General features: G+C 64.1%; 18 protein-coding genes. 10 read left to right on the forward strand and 8 right to left on the reverse strand.

Features of this window, described 5'->3' with window-relative positions:
* Window positions 1-148: 148 nt before the first annotated feature.
* The 8 genes from aceB (at window position 149) to LCH97_RS08920 (ending at window position 8003) form a co-directional block, all read left to right on the forward strand.
* The gene (gene aceB, locus LCH97_RS08885; protein ID WP_227301421.1) at window positions 149-1744 is read left to right on the forward strand and encodes a malate synthase A; all 1596 of its coding nucleotides are present in this window, start codon (window positions 149-151) and stop codon (window positions 1742-1744) included.
* 228 nt (window positions 1745-1972) lie between these two features.
* Window positions 1973-2941 (forward strand): ABC transporter substrate-binding protein, encoded by a 969-nt coding sequence (locus tag LCH97_RS08890; protein ID WP_227301422.1) that lies wholly within the window; start codon window positions 1973-1975, stop codon window positions 2939-2941.
* Window positions 2942-3030: 89 nt separating this feature from the next.
* A complete protein-coding gene (locus LCH97_RS08895; RefSeq protein ID WP_227301423.1) occupies window positions 3031-3930 on the forward strand; it encodes an ABC transporter permease in 900 nt (299 codons plus the stop codon).
* On the forward strand, window positions 3930-4724 hold the full coding sequence (locus LCH97_RS08900) for an ABC transporter ATP-binding protein (protein ID WP_227301424.1): 795 nt from the start codon (window positions 3930-3932) through the stop codon (window positions 4722-4724). The genes LCH97_RS08895 and LCH97_RS08900 overlap by 1 nt, the downstream gene beginning before the upstream one ends.
* 175 nt (window positions 4725-4899) lie before the next feature.
* Window positions 4900-5589: an SIMPL domain-containing protein gene (locus LCH97_RS08905; RefSeq protein ID WP_227301425.1), complete on the forward strand. Its 690-nt coding sequence runs from the start codon at window positions 4900-4902 to the stop codon at window positions 5587-5589.
* A 94-nt stretch (window positions 5590-5683) separates the two neighbouring features.
* Window positions 5684-6295, forward strand: coding sequence for a glutathione S-transferase (locus LCH97_RS08910; RefSeq protein WP_227301426.1), 612 nt, complete (start codon window positions 5684-5686; stop codon window positions 6293-6295).
* Window positions 6296-6595: 300 nt separating this feature from the next.
* Window positions 6596-7621 carry a tryptophan--tRNA ligase gene (trpS, locus tag LCH97_RS08915; RefSeq protein ID WP_227301427.1) on the forward strand — a complete coding sequence of 342 codons (1026 nt, stop codon included), beginning with the start codon at window positions 6596-6598 and terminating at the stop codon, window positions 7619-7621.
* A gap of 64 nt (window positions 7622-7685) precedes the next feature.
* Window positions 7686-8003 (forward strand): chorismate mutase, encoded by a 318-nt coding sequence (locus LCH97_RS08920; protein ID WP_227301428.1) that lies wholly within the window; start codon window positions 7686-7688, stop codon window positions 8001-8003.
* Window positions 8004-8108: 105 nt separating this feature from the next.
* Here LCH97_RS08920 and LCH97_RS08925 read toward each other — a convergent pair whose 3' ends face one another.
* A complete protein-coding gene (locus LCH97_RS08925) occupies window positions 8109-8717 on the reverse strand; it encodes a LysE/ArgO family amino acid transporter (protein ID WP_227301429.1) in 609 nt (202 codons plus the stop codon).
* A gap of 118 nt (window positions 8718-8835) precedes the next feature.
* On the opposite strand from LCH97_RS08925, the gene argP reads away from it, so the two are divergent.
* Window positions 8836-9735, forward strand: a complete 900-nt coding sequence (gene argP / locus LCH97_RS08930; protein WP_227301430.1) for an HTH-type transcriptional regulator ArgP — start codon at window positions 8836-8838, stop codon at window positions 9733-9735.
* A gap of 33 nt (window positions 9736-9768) precedes the next feature.
* Window positions 9769-10059 (forward strand): hypothetical protein, encoded by a 291-nt coding sequence (locus tag LCH97_RS08935; RefSeq protein WP_227301431.1) that lies wholly within the window; start codon window positions 9769-9771, stop codon window positions 10057-10059.
* 87 nt (window positions 10060-10146) lie between these two features.
* Here the strand turns inward: LCH97_RS08935 and LCH97_RS08940 are convergent, their stop codons facing one another.
* Genes LCH97_RS08940 through mltG form a run of 7 tightly spaced genes read right to left on the reverse strand, consistent with a single transcriptional unit; the run spans window position 10147 to window position 15215 of the window.
* Window positions 10147-10524 carry a hypothetical protein gene (locus tag LCH97_RS08940; protein WP_227301432.1) on the reverse strand — a complete coding sequence of 126 codons (378 nt, stop codon included), beginning with the start codon at window positions 10522-10524 and terminating at the stop codon, window positions 10147-10149.
* A 42-nt stretch (window positions 10525-10566) separates the two neighbouring features.
* Window positions 10567-11337, reverse strand: coding sequence for an MBL fold metallo-hydrolase (locus LCH97_RS08945; RefSeq protein WP_227301433.1), 771 nt, complete (start codon window positions 11335-11337; stop codon window positions 10567-10569).
* Window positions 11338-11346: 9 nt separating this feature from the next.
* Window positions 11347-12126, reverse strand: a complete 780-nt coding sequence (locus LCH97_RS08950; protein WP_227301434.1) for a TatD family hydrolase — start codon at window positions 12124-12126, stop codon at window positions 11347-11349.
* Between the two features lie 60 nt (window positions 12127-12186).
* Entirely contained in the window at window positions 12187-12564 is a 378-nt protein-coding gene (locus LCH97_RS08955; RefSeq protein ID WP_227301435.1) for a PilZ domain-containing protein, read from the reverse strand.
* A gap of 25 nt (window positions 12565-12589) precedes the next feature.
* The gene (gene holB / locus LCH97_RS08960) at window positions 12590-13594 is read right to left on the reverse strand and encodes a DNA polymerase III subunit delta' (protein WP_227301436.1); all 1005 of its coding nucleotides are present in this window, start codon (window positions 13592-13594) and stop codon (window positions 12590-12592) included.
* Window positions 13594-14217 carry a dTMP kinase gene (tmk, locus tag LCH97_RS08965; RefSeq protein WP_227301437.1) on the reverse strand — a complete coding sequence of 208 codons (624 nt, stop codon included), beginning with the start codon at window positions 14215-14217 and terminating at the stop codon, window positions 13594-13596. Before tmk ends, holB begins: the two co-directional genes overlap by 1 nt.
* The gene (mltG, locus tag LCH97_RS08970) at window positions 14217-15215 is read right to left on the reverse strand and encodes an endolytic transglycosylase MltG (protein WP_227301438.1); all 999 of its coding nucleotides are present in this window, start codon (window positions 15213-15215) and stop codon (window positions 14217-14219) included. The genes tmk and mltG overlap by 1 nt, the downstream gene beginning before the upstream one ends.
* Window positions 15216-15259: the final 44 nt, after the last annotated feature.

The following is a 15259-nucleotide window of genomic DNA, read 5'->3' on the forward strand; positions in this document are numbered from 1 at the left end:
CGCCAACCCGTGCCATTTATCACTATTAAAGTAAAAAATGTTATGGGTTTTTGCGCCTGTTTCCTGACATAACTTGGCGGTACACTGGCAAAAAAATGCAGAGCCCGCATACCAAGCGGCCATGACAACATCAATACGGAGAGAGTGCATGGCGTTGCAACTGCCGCAAGGCGTAGAGATACTGGCCCCGGTCAAACCGGCTCATGAAGCGCTGTTCAGCACGGCTGCGCTGGACTTTATTGCCAGCCTGCACCGGCAGTTCGATACACGGCGGCGTCATCTTTTATTGCAGCGTCAGCAACGCCAGGCACAACTGGATGCAGGCCACCTGCCCGACTTTCTGCCGGAGACACGCGCCATCCGCGAGGGCGACTGGCAAATCGCCCCTCTGCCCGCCGAGCTGCAAGACCGCCGAGTAGAGATCACCGGCCCGGTAGAGCGCCGCACCATGATCAATGCCATGAATGCCGGCGCCAGCTGCTTCATGGCCGACTTCGAAGACGCGACCAGCCCCGGCTGGGACAATATCGTTAGCGGCCACCAGAACGTAAGCGACGCCTGGCGCGGTACCCTGAGCTACCACAGCCCGGAAGGCAAGCATTACCAGCTGAACCCTGCCCACGCCACGCTGATGGTGAGGCCACGCGGCTGGCACCTGGCCGAAAAACACCTGCGGGTGGATGGCCAGCCCGTCAGCGCCGCCCTGTTCGACTTTGGGCTGAGCTTTTTCCACCACGCCAGCCCCCTGCACGCCGCCGGCAAAGGCATCTACTACTACCTGCCCAAGCTGGAAAACCACCACGAAGCCGTGCTGTGGAATGACGTGTTTGTGGCGGCACAGGCTGCGCAGAGCCTACCCACCGGCACCATACGCGCCACCGTGATGATCGAACACATCCTGGCGGCGTTCGAAATGCACGAAATCCTGTACGCCCTGCGCGAGCACAGCGCCGGCCTGAACGCCGGGCGCTGGGACTACCTGTTCAGCTGCATCCGCGCATTTTGCCAAGCCAGGCATTTCTGCCTGGCAGACCGCGAACGCATCAGCATGACCGTGCCCTTCATGCGCTCCTACGCCCTGCTATTGCTGAAAACCTGCCACCAGCGCGGCGCACCGGCCATAGGCGGCATGTCGTCACTGGCACCCAACAAGCACGACCCGGCAGCCAACGACCAGGCAATGGCGGCGATCTTCCAGGAAAAACAGCGCGAAGCGCGCGATGGCTACGATGGTAGCTGGGTAGCCCACCCGGCGCTGGTACCGCTGGCGCTGGACGCCTACCGCAGCGTGCTGGGCGATGCGGCCAACCAGCTGGCACGCCAGCGCGACGACGTGCACATCAGCGCGGCTGACTTGCTGAACTTTCAGCCTGAAGCGCCGATTACCGAGCAAGGCATCCGCAACAATATCAGCGTGGGCATACAGTACCTGGGCGCCTGGATGAGCGGGCGCGGCTGCGTACTGATTCACCAGCAGCTGGAAGAAGCCTCCACCGCCGAAATTGCCCGGGCGCAGCTATGGCAGTGGGTACACAGCCCCAAAGGCTATCTGGACGATGGCCGCAAGATCAGCCTAGCCCTGGTGCGCAGCCTGGCCGCAGACGAAATCAACCGGCTGCACGCCGAGTACGGCAGCCGCTGGAGCCGGCATTTTGACGATGCGGCCCTGCTGTTCGACTTGCTGGTCAGCAGCGAGGAATTTATCGATTTCTTTACCCTGCCCGGGGCCGAGTATCTGGATTAGGCCCAGTCTGAAATAAAGCGACTACACAATTCGCCAGCATTCACCCCCTGCGGCCAACCTTGTTGGCCGCATTCTTTTTGCACACGCACCATGTTGGCACATTCTACTTTTTGAATACAATATTTGGAATATTATTGCTTTGCACAATCTGAAAGCCCTGAAGCTTTGACATATCATTGCGCAAATATCGCATTGCACAACAACCTGTCACGCCCCGGAGCTAGCAAGATGAGCACGATTGTCCGCCGTACCCTCCTGGCTGCAGCACTGGCTGCCAGCCTGCCCCTGTTTGCCCACGCCGCCGAGCAAAAGTCGGTCGCCGTTACCGCCATCGTGGACCACCCGGCACTGGACGCCGCACGCAAAGGCATCGAGGACGAACTGAAAGCCGCCGGTTTCGAGCCGGGCAAGCAGATCAAGTACCAGTACCAGAGCGCACAGGGCAACCCGGCCACCGCCGCGCAGATCGCCAAGAAATTCGTGGGTGATGCGCCGGACGTGATCGTGGCCATCGCCACCCCTAGCGCCCAGGCCGCCGTAGCCGCTACCCGCAGCATTCCGGTGGTGTTCACCGCCGTTACCGACCCGGTTGCCGCCAAGCTGGTACCGAGCTGGCAGCCGTCCAAAACCAACGTGACCGGTGTATCCGACAAACTGGCGCTGGCACCGCAGCTGGACCTGATCGCCAAGATCAAGCCGGGTGCCAAGCGCGTGGGCATGGTGTACAGCCCGGGTGAAGTGAACTCGGTAGTGGTGGCCAAAGAGCTGAAAACCGAGCTGGCCAAGCGCGGCATGAGCCTGGTAGAAGCCCCTGCACCGCGTACCGTGGACGTGGCCCCGGCCGCCAAGAACCTGATCGGTAAAGTGGACGTGCTGTACACCAGCACCGACAACAACGTGGTGTCCACCTACGAATCGCTGGCCGCCGTGGCCCAGCAAGGCAAGCTGCCGCTGGTGGCGTCCGATACCGACTCGGTGAAACGTGGCGCCATCGCCGCCCTGGGCCAGAACTACTACGACATCGGCCGCCAGACCGGCAAGCTGGTGGTGCGCATCCTGAAGGGCGAAAAAGCCGGCGCCATCGCCCCGCAGGTAGGCGACAAGCTGTCGCTGACGCTGAACCCGGCTGCCGCCCAGAAACAGGGCGTCACCCTGAGCCCGGCGCTGCTGAAAGAAGCCAGCGATACCGTGAAGTAAAGCCGTCAGGTTGGCCGCACACCTTGCGGCCAACCTGTCACTCCACCGCGCAGCCACGAGCTGCGCGTTGCTATTGAAAGACCCGCATCATGACCCTGATCGCCCTGATGGGTGCCATGGAAATCGGCCTGATCTTCGCCCTGGTGGCGCTGGGTGTGCTGATTTCCTTCCGCATCCTCGACTTCCCCGACCTCACGGCCGATGGCAGCTTCCCGCTGGGCGGCGCCGTGGCCGCTACCCTGATTGCCGGCGGCCACGACCCGTGGCTGGCCTGCGGCGTGGCCGCGCTGGCCGGCGCGGCTTCCGGCTGGCTGACCGCCTGGCTCAATGTGCGCCTGGGCATCCTGCAGCTGCTGGCGTCCATTCTGGTGATGATCGCGCTGTACTCGATCAACCTGCGCATCATGGGTGCACCCAATATGCCGCTGATCGGCAGCCCTACCATTTTCAGCCCCTTCATCGGCGAGAACTTCGATATTGCCTGGCAGGTACAACCCGCCATGTTGGCCGCACTGATCGTGGTCGCCAAGCTGGGGCTGGACGTGTTCTTTGCCTCGCAGGCCGGCCTGGCCATGCGCGCCACTGGCGCCAACGCCCGCATGGCGCGTGCCCAGGGCATTGCTACCGAACGCATGGTGCTGGCCGGCATGGCGCTGTCCAATGCGCTGATCGCCACCGCCGGTGCGCTATACGTGCAAACCCAGGGCGGCGCGGATGTGTCGATGGGCGTGGGCACCATCGTGGTGGGCCTGGCCGCGGTCATCATCGGTGAAACGCTGCTGCCGTCGCGCACGCTGTGGGTCATCACGCTGGCCACCGTGCTGGGCGCCTTGCTGTACCGCCTGCTGATCGCGCTGGCGCTGAACGCCGACTTCATCGGCCTGCAGGCACAAGACCTCAACCTGATCACCGCACTACTGGTGGGCTTCGCCCTGGTGCTGCCCAAGCTGAAGGCCAAGCTGGCCCGCAAACCCGGAGGAGCCCGCTGATGCTGCGCGCCGATAATCTGTTCAAGACCTTCAACCCCGGCACGCCGATCGAAAACCCGGTGCTGCGCGGCCTGTCGCTGCAAATCGACAGCGGCCAGTTTGTCACCGTGATCGGCAGCAACGGCGCCGGCAAATCCACCTTCCTGAACGCGCTGGCTGGCGACGTAATCGTGGATAGCGGCAGCCTGCACATCGACGGCAAAGACGTCACCCGCACGCCGGGCTGGCAGCGCGCCGCTCTGGTGGCACGCGTGTTCCAGGACCCGATGGCCGGTACCTGCGAAAACCTCAGCATCGAAGAAAACATGGCGCTGGCCTACTACCGCGGCCGCAAGCGCGGCTTTGGCCCGGCGCTGAACCGTGGCCTGCGCGAGCTGTTCCGCGACAAGCTGGCCACGCTGAAGCTGGGGCTGGAAAACCGCCTGCCAGACCGCATGGGCCTGCTGTCCGGCGGCCAACGTCAGGCGGTGAGCCTGCTGATGGCCAGCCTGCAGCCGTCGCGCATCCTGCTGCTGGACGAACACACCGCCGCGCTGGACCCGAAAACCGCTGCCTTCGTGCTGGAGCTGACCGACCGCATCGTGCACGAGAACCAGCTCACCGCGCTGATGGTGACGCACTCCATGCGCCAAGCGCTGGACCACGGCCACCGTACCGTGATGCTGCACCAAGGGCGCGTGGTGCTGGACGTCGCCGGCGAGGAGCGCGGCCGCATGCAGGTCACCGACCTGCTGGCCATGTTCGAGAAGACCCGCGGCGAAGCCATCGACGACGATGCCCTGCTGCTAGGCTGATCGCCAACCACACCAGACAGACACGGCGCCAGGCCGTGTTTGTCTGGCGTAACAGCAAGCACATGAAATAACACGATTATTGGCAATTTTATGCACGACAGATAGCAGAATGCGTTAGGGTAGAGAACCGGCAGCGTGCCGCACAGTCTGATGTTTTTTGACAAGGAAACTCACCATGCGCCTGACTCTCCCCGCCCTGACCCTGTTGTGCACCCTGCCCGCTGCCACCATGGCCGCCGACGCTGGCGTCACCGTGCTGAACCTGTCCGCCAACGCCAGCCAGGAGCTGGCCAACGACGAAATCAATGCCAGCCTGTACGTGCAAGACCGGCAGCCGCAGGCAAACACGCTGGCCGACCGTATCAACAAGGCGCTGAACCGCGCGCGCCAGGACGCCGAACCCTACCGCAAGGTCACCTTCAGCAGCGGTAGCTACAACACCTGGCCAGACTACGACAAGAACGGCAAGATCATCGGCTGGCAAGCACGAGCCGAGGTCAAACTGCGCAGCAGCGAGTTTGCCGACACCGCCGAGCTGATTGCCCGCCTGCAAAAATACATGGCACTGGAAGGCGTACAGTTTGGCGTCTCCGACCGTAGCCGCAGCCAGGCCGAAGCGCAGCTGATCCCGCAAGCCATTGCCGCGCTACAAGCCCAAGCCACCGCCGCCGGCAAAGCACTGGGCAAACACCAGCAGCAGGTAACCGAGCTGAGTATCGGCAGTGCGCAGCCGCACTACCCGGTGATGATGCGAGCCAAGGCCGAAATGGCCGCAGCGCCTGCCGCCGATGTCGCACCGGTAAACTTTCAGCCGGGCCAGAGCGTGATTCAACTAAACATTAATGGCAAAGTGGAAATTCGATAACACTTTACACAGTATACATAAATATTGTGCTATGTTGCTGCCTAGGCTATGCGCTATAACGCACTCATTCCACTCACACTTTTGATGGCTACCCATGAAACTGATCGCCTCGCTAACCAGCCCCTACGCCCGTAAGGTGCGCATTGTCCTGGCAGAGAAAAAGATCGACTGTCCGCTACAGCTGGATATTCCGTGGGAAAGCACGTCCACCGTGGCCGACTTCAACCCGCTAGGCAAGGTACCCGTGTTGCTGATGGACGATGGCAGCAGCCTGTACGATTCGCGCGTGATTGTGGAATACCTGGACACCATCTCGCCGGTATCGCGCCTGCTGCCGCAAGACAAGCGCCAGCTCATCGAAACACGGCGTTTCGAAGCACTGGCCGACGGCATTTGCGACGCGGCCGCCAATATCGTGATGGAAGGCCGCCGCCCGGCGGTGCAGCAGAGCCAGGAATGGGTAGACCGCCAGCACGGCAAGGTCACCCGCGGCCTGGCCGCGCTGTCGGCCATGCTGGGCGAGCGCCACTGGTGCAACGGCGAAGGCTACAGCCTGGCCGACATTGCCACCGGCTGCATGCTGGGCTATCTGGACTTCCGCTTTGCCGACCTGCCGTGGCGCGACCTGTACCCCAACCTGGAAAGGCTATACGACAAGCTGTCGGCCCAAGCCAGCTTTGCCGATACCGTGCCACCGGCAAGCTAAGCAGGTACTCCCCCACTCAACGCCGCGCCTGTCGCGGCGTTTTGTTTATCGATGCTGCCCCGCAACAGGGCAACACAACGGCGCTTGACGCCAGGCTGACTGCCGTGTTTTTATAAACCCCATGAATACCAAACCCGCATCCGCATTCGTGTTTTTTTCCTGGTGGCGCCTCTAACGGCGGCACCGCGGTTGCGTACGTAAAGCAAACCCGGGAGCAGCTGACAAGGCGCCCGGGTTTATCACTTCCAGCAGTACCCCACCCAGCGCCCAGTCGGCCTCCCCGATATAACGGAGATCGGCATGAGCTTACTGGACACAGTTTCCCCGCAAGACATCATTCTTACCGGTGACCGCACCACCGGCCCGCTGCACCTGGGCCACTACGTGGGCTCGCTGCGCAACCGCGTCATCCTGCAAGAGCGCTGCCCGCAGTTCCTGCTGCTGGCCGACGCCCAGGCGCTGACCGACAATATGGGCAACTACCTGAAAGTGCGTGAAAACGTGCTGGAAGTGGCGCTGGACTACCTGGCCGTGGGCATTGACCCGGCCAAGAGCACCATCTTCATCCAGAGCCTGGTACCGGAGCTCACCGAGCTGGCGTCGTACTACCTGAACCTGGTGACCGTGTCGCGGCTGGAGCGCAACCCCACCATCAAGGACGAGATCAAGCTACGCGGCTACGAGCGCGACATCCCGGCCGGTTTCCTCACCTACCCCGCCGCCCAGGCCGCCGACATCACCGCCTTCAAGGCCACCATCGTGCCGGTAGGCGCCGACCAGATCCCGATGATCGAGCAGACCAACGAAATCGTGCGCCGCTTTAACGGCAGCGTGGCCGAGCCGGTGCTGGTGGAAGCCCGCGCCGTGGTGCCGGACGCCGGCGCCCGCCTGCCAGGCGTGGACGGCAAGGCCAAGATGTCCAAATCGCTGGGCAATGCGCTGACACTGGGCGCCAGCGCCGACGACATCAGCCAGGCCGTGAAAATGATGTACACCGACCCCAATCACCTGCGCGTGGCCGACCCCGGCCAGGTAGACGGCAATGTGGTGTTCACCTACCTGGACGTATTCCACCCCGACGCCCACCGTGTGGCCGAGCTGAAAGCGCATTACCAGCGCGGCGGCCTGGGCGACGCCGTGATCAAACGCGAACTGGAAGACATCCTGCAAACGCTGCTGGCTCCCATCCGCGCCCGCCGCCAAGAATACGCGCAAGACCCAGGCGCCGTGCTGGCCATGCTGAAAGAAGGCACCCTGAAAGCCCGTGCCGTGGCCGCGCAGACACTGGCCGAGGTCAAGGCCGCCATGGGCCTTAACTACTACTGAACAGCTACTGCGGCCAACCCTGAGTTGGCCGCAGCCACGACGACACCACCACAAGGAGCAGAAAATGGAATGGGTTTACCAATGCCGCAACCTGGACGAAGTCCGCACCCAGATCGATAGCCTGGATCGCGCCATCGTCAGCATGATCGCCCACCGCGGCCTGTACGTGCAGCAAGCCGCCGCCTTCAAACACAGCGATGCCGAAGTGGAAGACGGCAAGCGCGTGGACCAGGTGATGCGCCGCGTCACCCGCCTGGCCGGCGAGCTGGGCGCCGACGCCGCCCTTACCGCCAAGATCTACCGTACCATGATCGCCCACTTCATCGAAAGCGAACGCGAAGAACGGCTGCGCCTGGTCGGCACGGCGGAGGTGCGCGCATGAACGACGACGGCTCCGGTTTTTCCACGGTGCGGTGGCATACCACCGCACCCAAACAAAAAAGGCGACACCCACACGGTGCCGCCTTTTTTCATGCTCACCGCCTGCTCAGGACAGCGCCAGCGCGCCGGCCAGCGTCCACATCACCGTGCCCACCACGCCATCCAGCACCCGCCACGACAGCGGCCGCGCAAACAGCGGCGCCAGCAGCCGCGCGCCGTAGCCCAGCGCGGTAAACCACAGCACCGACGCCGTACACGCCCCCAGCGCAAACCACAGCTTGCCGTCGCCCGCCTCCTGCCCGCCGATACTGCCCAGCAGCACCACGGTATCCAGGTACACGTGCGGGTTCAGCAGCGTTAGCGCCAGTACCGTCATCAACGCCACCTTCAGTGATATCGCGCTAGCCCCGGCGGCAATCTGCAGGCTGTCATTGGCCAACACCGCACGCCACGCGCGTAGCCCGTACCAGAACAGGAACGCCGCCCCACCCCAGCGCGCCGCCTCCAGCAGCAGCGGGCTATGCTGGATCAGGCTGCCCATACCGGCCACGCCGGCCACAATCAGCACTGCGTCACACAGCATGCACACCAGCACCGTGGGGCCGATGTGCTGGCGCAACAGACCCATTTTCAGTACGTGCGCGTTTTGTGAACCGATGGCCATGATCAGGCTGGCGCCCAGGCCCAGGCCCTTGAAGTAGCTGGCTGTCAGCATGGTGGTCTCCGTGGTGTAAGTTGGCCGCCAGTATCGGGCAGCTCTGCCAGCCAGAACAGCAAGATTAAATTATCTTGGCTATCATTAATCTGGCTTCACTTACACCATCAGGCTCGCGATGAAACTCGACCCCAAACACTGCGAAGCCTTTCTGGCCGCGCTGGACAGCGGCAGCTTCGAACAAGCCGCACAAGACCTGCACCTGACGCCGTCGGCCATCTCGCAGCGCATACGCGCGCTGGAAGAAGTACTGGGCAAGCCGCTGCTGGTGCGCAGCCGCCCCTGCCGGGCCACCCGCGAAGGCCAGCTGCTGCGCCAGCACCTGCAACGCGCTGCACTGCTGGAAGCCGACCTGGCCGCCACCTTTGCCGGAGACGACAGCGCCATGCTCAGCGTGTCGCTGGCGGTAAACGCCGACAGCGTGGCCAGCTGGTTTCTGCCGGCGCTGACGCCGTTCCTGATCCGCGAACGCGTGCTGCTGGACGTGATCGTGGACGACCAGGACCACACCTACACCCTGCTGCAAGCCGGCATGGCGCTGGGCTGCATCTCCACCGAGCCGCAAGCCATGCGCGGCTGCAGCGCCAGCCCGCTGGGCGTGATGCGCTACCAGGCGCTGGCCAGCGCCGACTACCACGCCCGCTGGTTTGGCAGCGGCGTCAGCCGCGACGCACTGCGCCGTGCACCGGTGATGATCTACAACCACAAAGACCGGCTGCAAGCCGACTGGCTGCTGCAACACTTCGGCCTGCCGGACGATAGCTACCCCTGCCACTTCCTGCCCGCGTCCGACCCCTATCTGCAGGCGGTAAAGCTGGGGCTGGGCTGGGGCATGCTGCCCGACGTACAGTTGGCCGCATGCGGCCTGGCTGGCACCCTGCTGCCGCTACAGCCCGACAAGCCGGTAGACGTGGCGCTGTACTGGCACCACTGGCAGGTGCAATCGCCCCGGCTGGCGCGCCTGAGCGACGTACTGATAGAGGCGGCGCGGGTGGTGTTGCGGCCAACCTTGGCTTGAATGCGGCCAAGCCTGTTCGCACCCGCACATGCCATGCTGCTACCATTGCGCTATCCAGATTTGAAAGCCACCACCATGCCCCCGCTACGCCACCTCGCCCTCGCCGCCACCCTGGCCGCCATCGCGCTGCCCGTTTACGCCGCGCTGCCGCCGGCCTACCTGGCGGTGCCCGACTTCAAGCAATGCCTGGCCGAACAAAACGAAGGCAGCTACCGCAGCTGGTGCCAGCCGTCCAAAAAACCGAAGGCCTGCCCGCGCGTCAGCTGGCGGCAGCTGCGCGCGCTGCAAGGCCACGACGCGGTGCCGGCTTGCCGGGCCAAATAGTTACCCGCCACCATGCGCACTTGCAGCAACGAAAAAGCCGCCCGTTTTCACGGGCGGCTTTTTACGTGCTGAACGGGGTAGAACAGCTTACTGCTGTACCGGGCCAGCCTGCGCCGGGGCGCTGGCCTGGTCTGCCGGTTTGGGCAGCAGGCGTTCCATCAGCTGGCCGGTGTTGTGCTGCGGCATCGGCATCAGGTGCAGGCTGGCCCAGCCCAGGCCCAGCAGCAGCGCGGTCATGGCGCCGCCCTTGATGATGAAACCGTAAGCCCAGCCCACCAGCTGGCGGTTTTTCAGCGCAAACAGCAGCGACAGCGGTGGAATGAAGAAAGTCAGGCTACCCCACACGATGCGGCCATTGTTGAGCGCAGCCATGGTCACGCCCAGGCAGCCCAGGTAGAACACGGCAACGCTGCCGGCAAAGATCAGGCCAATAGCGGCGACAAACAGGGTAATCAGGGTTTCCATTTTTGCTTTCGGTTCGGGTTAAGGTTGGCCGCCGTGGCGGCGCTAGCCGGCTAGCTGCAGGCCGTCCCACGCCACGCTGACGCCGGGCGGGCACTGCGCTTGCAGCGCATGGTATTCCAGCTGGTGCGTCATGTGGATAAGCCAGGTCTGTTTTGCGGCCAAGCTTTGCGCCCAGTCAAGCGCGGCGGCCACGTGCAGGTGCGACGGGTAGGGTTCCGGCCGCAGGCAGTCCAGAAACAGCGTATCCAGGCCTTGCAGCAGTGGCAGGCTGCTGTCGGGGATGGTAGACAAGTCGGTAAGCCACGCGGTGTTGCCGATGCGCCAGCCCAGGCACGGCCAGCTGGGGCCGTGCTGTAGCGGTATCGGCGTGATGGTAACGCCAGCCAGCTCGAACGGCGCGTGCACACGCTCAGTGCGCAACACGGGTTTGTCCCACACCGGCGACGGCGGTGCCAACGCGTAGTCGAAACGGCGGCTGATGTTGTCCAGTGTGAAGTCGTTGCCGTACAGCGTAATCGGCCCTTTTTTCACGTAACAGAAGGCGCGCAGGTCGTCGATACCGTTCAGGTGGTCGGCGTGCGGGTGGGTGTACAGCACCGCATCGACGCGGGTAATGCCCTCGCGCAGCGCCTGCTGGCGCAGGTCCGGCCCGGTGTCGATCAGCACGCCGGTGTCGCCGATGCGCACGTAGGCGCTGCAGCGGGTGCGGGTGTTGCGCGGGTCGGTAGACGTACACGTGGGGCAGCTGCAGCCGATGGCGGGGGCACCGCCGCTGGAGCCGCAGCCCAGCACTGTCCACGTCAGCTGCGTCATGCGGTCCCCTTATGCGCCGGTGCGCTGCGCCTTGGCAAACAGGCGGAAGTAATTATCGGTAGTGGCCTCGGCCACCTGCTCGAAACGCAGGCCGCGCAGCTCGGCAATGTGCTCGGCCACGTGTTTGACGAAGGCCGGCTCGTTGGTCTTGCCGCGGTACGGCACCGGCGCCAGGTAGGGCGAGTCGGTTTCTACCAGCAGGCGGTCCAGCGGCACCTTTTGCGCCACCTCTTTGACCACGGCGGCGTTCTTGAAGGTGACGATGCCGGACAGCGAGATGTAAAAGCCCAGATCCAGCGCGGCGCGGGCGATGTCCCAGGTTTCGGTGAAGCAGTGCATCACGCCGCCCACGGCGTCGGCGCCGTGTTCGCGCATCATGCGCACGGTGTCTTCCGCCGAGCTGCGGGTATGCACCACCAGCGGCAGGCTCACGCGGCGCGCGGCGCGGATGTGGGTGGCAAAGCGTTCGTGCTGCCAGGCCAGGTCACCCTGGCACCAGTGGTAGTCAAGGCCGGTTTCGCCGATGCCGACGACTTTGGGGTGTGCGGCGTGCGCCACCAGTTCGTCTTCGCTGAATTCTTCGGCGTCGGGGTCATCCGGGTGGATGCCCACGGTGGCAAACAGGTTGGCGTGCGCTTCGGCCAGGCCGATTACCTCGGGGTATTTGGGGCGGCTCACGCCGATGACCATGGCGTGGCCCACGCCGTGGGTGGCCATATTGGTCAGCACCTCGGGCATGCGTGCCGCCAGGTCGGGGAAATTGATATGACAGTGTGAATCAACCAGCATGGTGTTCCAATCTTGTGGCCACCCGCCTTGGCCGCACAGCGCGGCGCAGGCAGCCCGGTATTACATGGTGTGGGTGGGGCGGGTGGAGTTCAGCGCGCCGCCCAGCAGGGTTTCGATACGGTCGCGCGCCTGCTTGCCGGCGTCGCCGGTGGCAAACTCGATGCCCACGCCCTGGTTGCGGTTGTTGTTGGCGCCGGCCGGGGTAATCCACGCCACCTTGCCCTGCACCGCCACCTTTTGCGGGTCGTCCAGCAGGGTCAGCAGCAGGAATACCTCGTCACCCAGGTTGTAGTCGCGGGCGGTGGGCACAAAAATGCCGCCGTTGCGCAGAAACGGCATATAGGCAGCGTACAGGGCGCTACGCTCCTTGATGGACAGCGATAGCACGCCCGGGCGGCCGGCGTCGTGCTTGTCTTGCTTGTTGGCTGCGTTATCCATATGCAGGTATCCGGTTAGGGTTGGGTCAGGCGGCCTTGTTACTGAAGGCCTTGATGTAGTGCATCAGCAGGGCTTCCAGCTGCAGCCGCGTTACCAGTGTGTGCTGGCCAAAGGGCACCAGCGCATTGAGCTCGCGCTGGCAGACCATCAGCTTGTGTATGTCCAGCCGTGGCAACAGGCGCTGCTGCGCGTCCTGCATGGCTGGATAATAGCGAAGGCTGCCGGCCAGTTTCAAACTGGCCAGGTCATGCAGCCATTTTCCCAGCCATTGCAGTGGCAACGCCAGCGGCAGCTTGTGGCGGTCCAGCTTTTCTACCGCCGCCAGCAGGCTGGCCAGCGCCGGCTGTGTCAGCGCTTGCACGAAATCGCGGCGCAGCGTGGCCAGCTCGGCGTCGTGTTCGAATATCGGCATGCCACCGTGAAACGCCAGCTCGGCCTCGGCGCTGTCCACGCCCTGCTGCTGCAGCCAGGCCAATGCCACGGCAGGCTGCGGTGCGGTAAGCGGAAACTGGCGGCAGCGGCTCTTGATGGTGGGCAGCAGGCGCTGCGGCGCGCCGCTTACCAGCAGGAACACCACGTCGGCCGGCGGCTCTTCCAGCACTTTCAGCAAGGCGTTGGCCGCTGCCGGGTTCAGGCTTTCGGCCGGTTCCACCACTACCACGCGACGGCCACCACGGTGCGAGCTCAAATGGGCAAACTCGATCACGGCGCGCACGCCGTCGATCTTGATCACCGGCAGCTTGCGCTTGGTGGCCTTGCCTTCCTTGCCCTCGTCGTCTTCTTCGTCTTGCGCCGGGGCCAGCAGGCGGTAATCCGGGTGGTTGCCGGTAGCAAACCAGTGGCAAGCCTGACACTGGCCGCAGGCGTGGTGGCCGGCGCCGGGCGCTTCGCATAGCAATGCCTGGGCGACCTGATGGGCAAACTCGCTCTTGCCGATACCGGCCGGGCCGGTAAACAGCCAGGCGTTGGGCAGGCGGGCAAACTCTGCGGCCAACCTTTGCCAGTCATCGTGCTGCCACGGGTAGTGCATCAGGCCTCCTGCAGGCGCGCCAGCGCAGCGGCAATCTGCTGCTGGATGGCGTCGATGTCGCCACGCGCGTCGATCACCACAAAGCGGCCCGGATTGGCCTGGGCGCGGGCCAGGTACATCTGGCGCACGCGCTGGTGGAAGTCTTCACGCTCGCGCTCGAAACGGTCCGGCAGCCGGCTTTGCGCCAGGCGCGCCTGCGACACTTCCAGCGGCACGTCCAGCAAAATGGTGAGATCGGGCTGCAGGCCTTGCTGTACCCACTGCTCCAGAATGGCAATGCGCTCGGCGGGCACACCACGGCCACCGCCCTGGTAGGCGAAGGTGGCATCGGTAAAGCGGTCGCTCACCACCCAGCGGCCGGCGGCCAGGCTGGGGCGGATCAGCGACGATACCAGTTCCTGGCGGCTGGCGAACATCAACAGGGTTTCGGTATCCAGCGTGGCTTCGGTGTCGATATCCAGCAGGATCTCGCGCAGCTTTTCGCCCAGCGGGGTGCCGCCTGGCTCGCGGGTGAACTCGGTATCGATACCGGCTTGTTCCAGGTAGCGTCGGATAAAGGCCAGATGGGTGCTCTTGCCGGCACCATCCAGGCCTTCCAGCGTAATGAAGCGCGCCTTGGACATTACTTGCCTTTCTTCAGGATGTAGTCGCGGACGGCAGCATTGTGCTCGTCCAGCGTCTCGGAAAACTGTGAGGTACCGCTGCTATCGCCTTTGGCCACGAAGTACAGCGCGCGGCTCTGGGCAGGGTTGGCCGCAGCATCCAGCGCGGCGCGGCCTGGCAGGGCGATGGGCGTGGGCGTGAGGCCGGCACGGGTATAGGTGTTGTACGGTGTATCGCGGCGCAGGTCGGCCTTGGCGATATTGCCGTTGTAGCGTGCGCCCATGCCGTAGATGACGGACGGGTCGGTTTGCAGGCGCATGCCGATCTTGAGGCGGTTCACAAACACGCTGGCCACCATGGGGCGGTCGGCTTCGTGCGCGGTTTCTTTTTCGATCAGGCTGGCCATGGTCAGCAGCTCGTACGGTGTGGTGTACGGCAGGTCGGCCGCGCGGGCTTCCCACACGGTTTGCAGCTGCTGCTGCATGCTCTGGTAGGCCCGGCGGTAGACGTCCAGGTCGCTGCTGCCGGGCGTGTAGAAATAGGTGCTGGGGAAGAACAGCCCTTCGGCGCTGTCGCTAGCGACACCCAGCTCGGCCAGCAGGCGGCTGTCGCTCCAGCCGGCCGTATCCTGGCGCAGGTCGTCTTCCTTGCGCAGGGCGTTGCGGAACTGGGCAAAGCGCCAGCCTTCGATGATGGTGACGCTGGACTGGTCCGGGTGGCCATCGGCAAAGCGGTTCAGGTACTGCCACATGGCGGTGGCGCCACCAAACTGGTACAGGCCGGGCTTGAGCTTGCGATCCACGCCCATCACGCGCGACAGCGCCACCATCACGTAGCGGTTACGCACCGCGCCGTCGTCTTCCAGCGTGCGCGCCAGCTGGGTCATGGTGCGGTTAAGGCCCACGGTCACGGTGTAGGGCTGGCGGTCGGGGGTGACGGGCACCACAATCACCCAGGCCAGCCACAGCGCGAACAGTGCGGCCAACAGGGAAAACAGCCTAAGGGCAGGTCGTATCATCGGTAGGAAACAGGCTATCAGCTGGCATCTGCCAAAACCGCCAG

Origin of the sequence: Vogesella sp. XCS3 (assembly GCF_020616155.1) — a bacterium.
GTDB lineage: Bacteria > Pseudomonadota > Gammaproteobacteria > Burkholderiales > Chromobacteriaceae > Vogesella.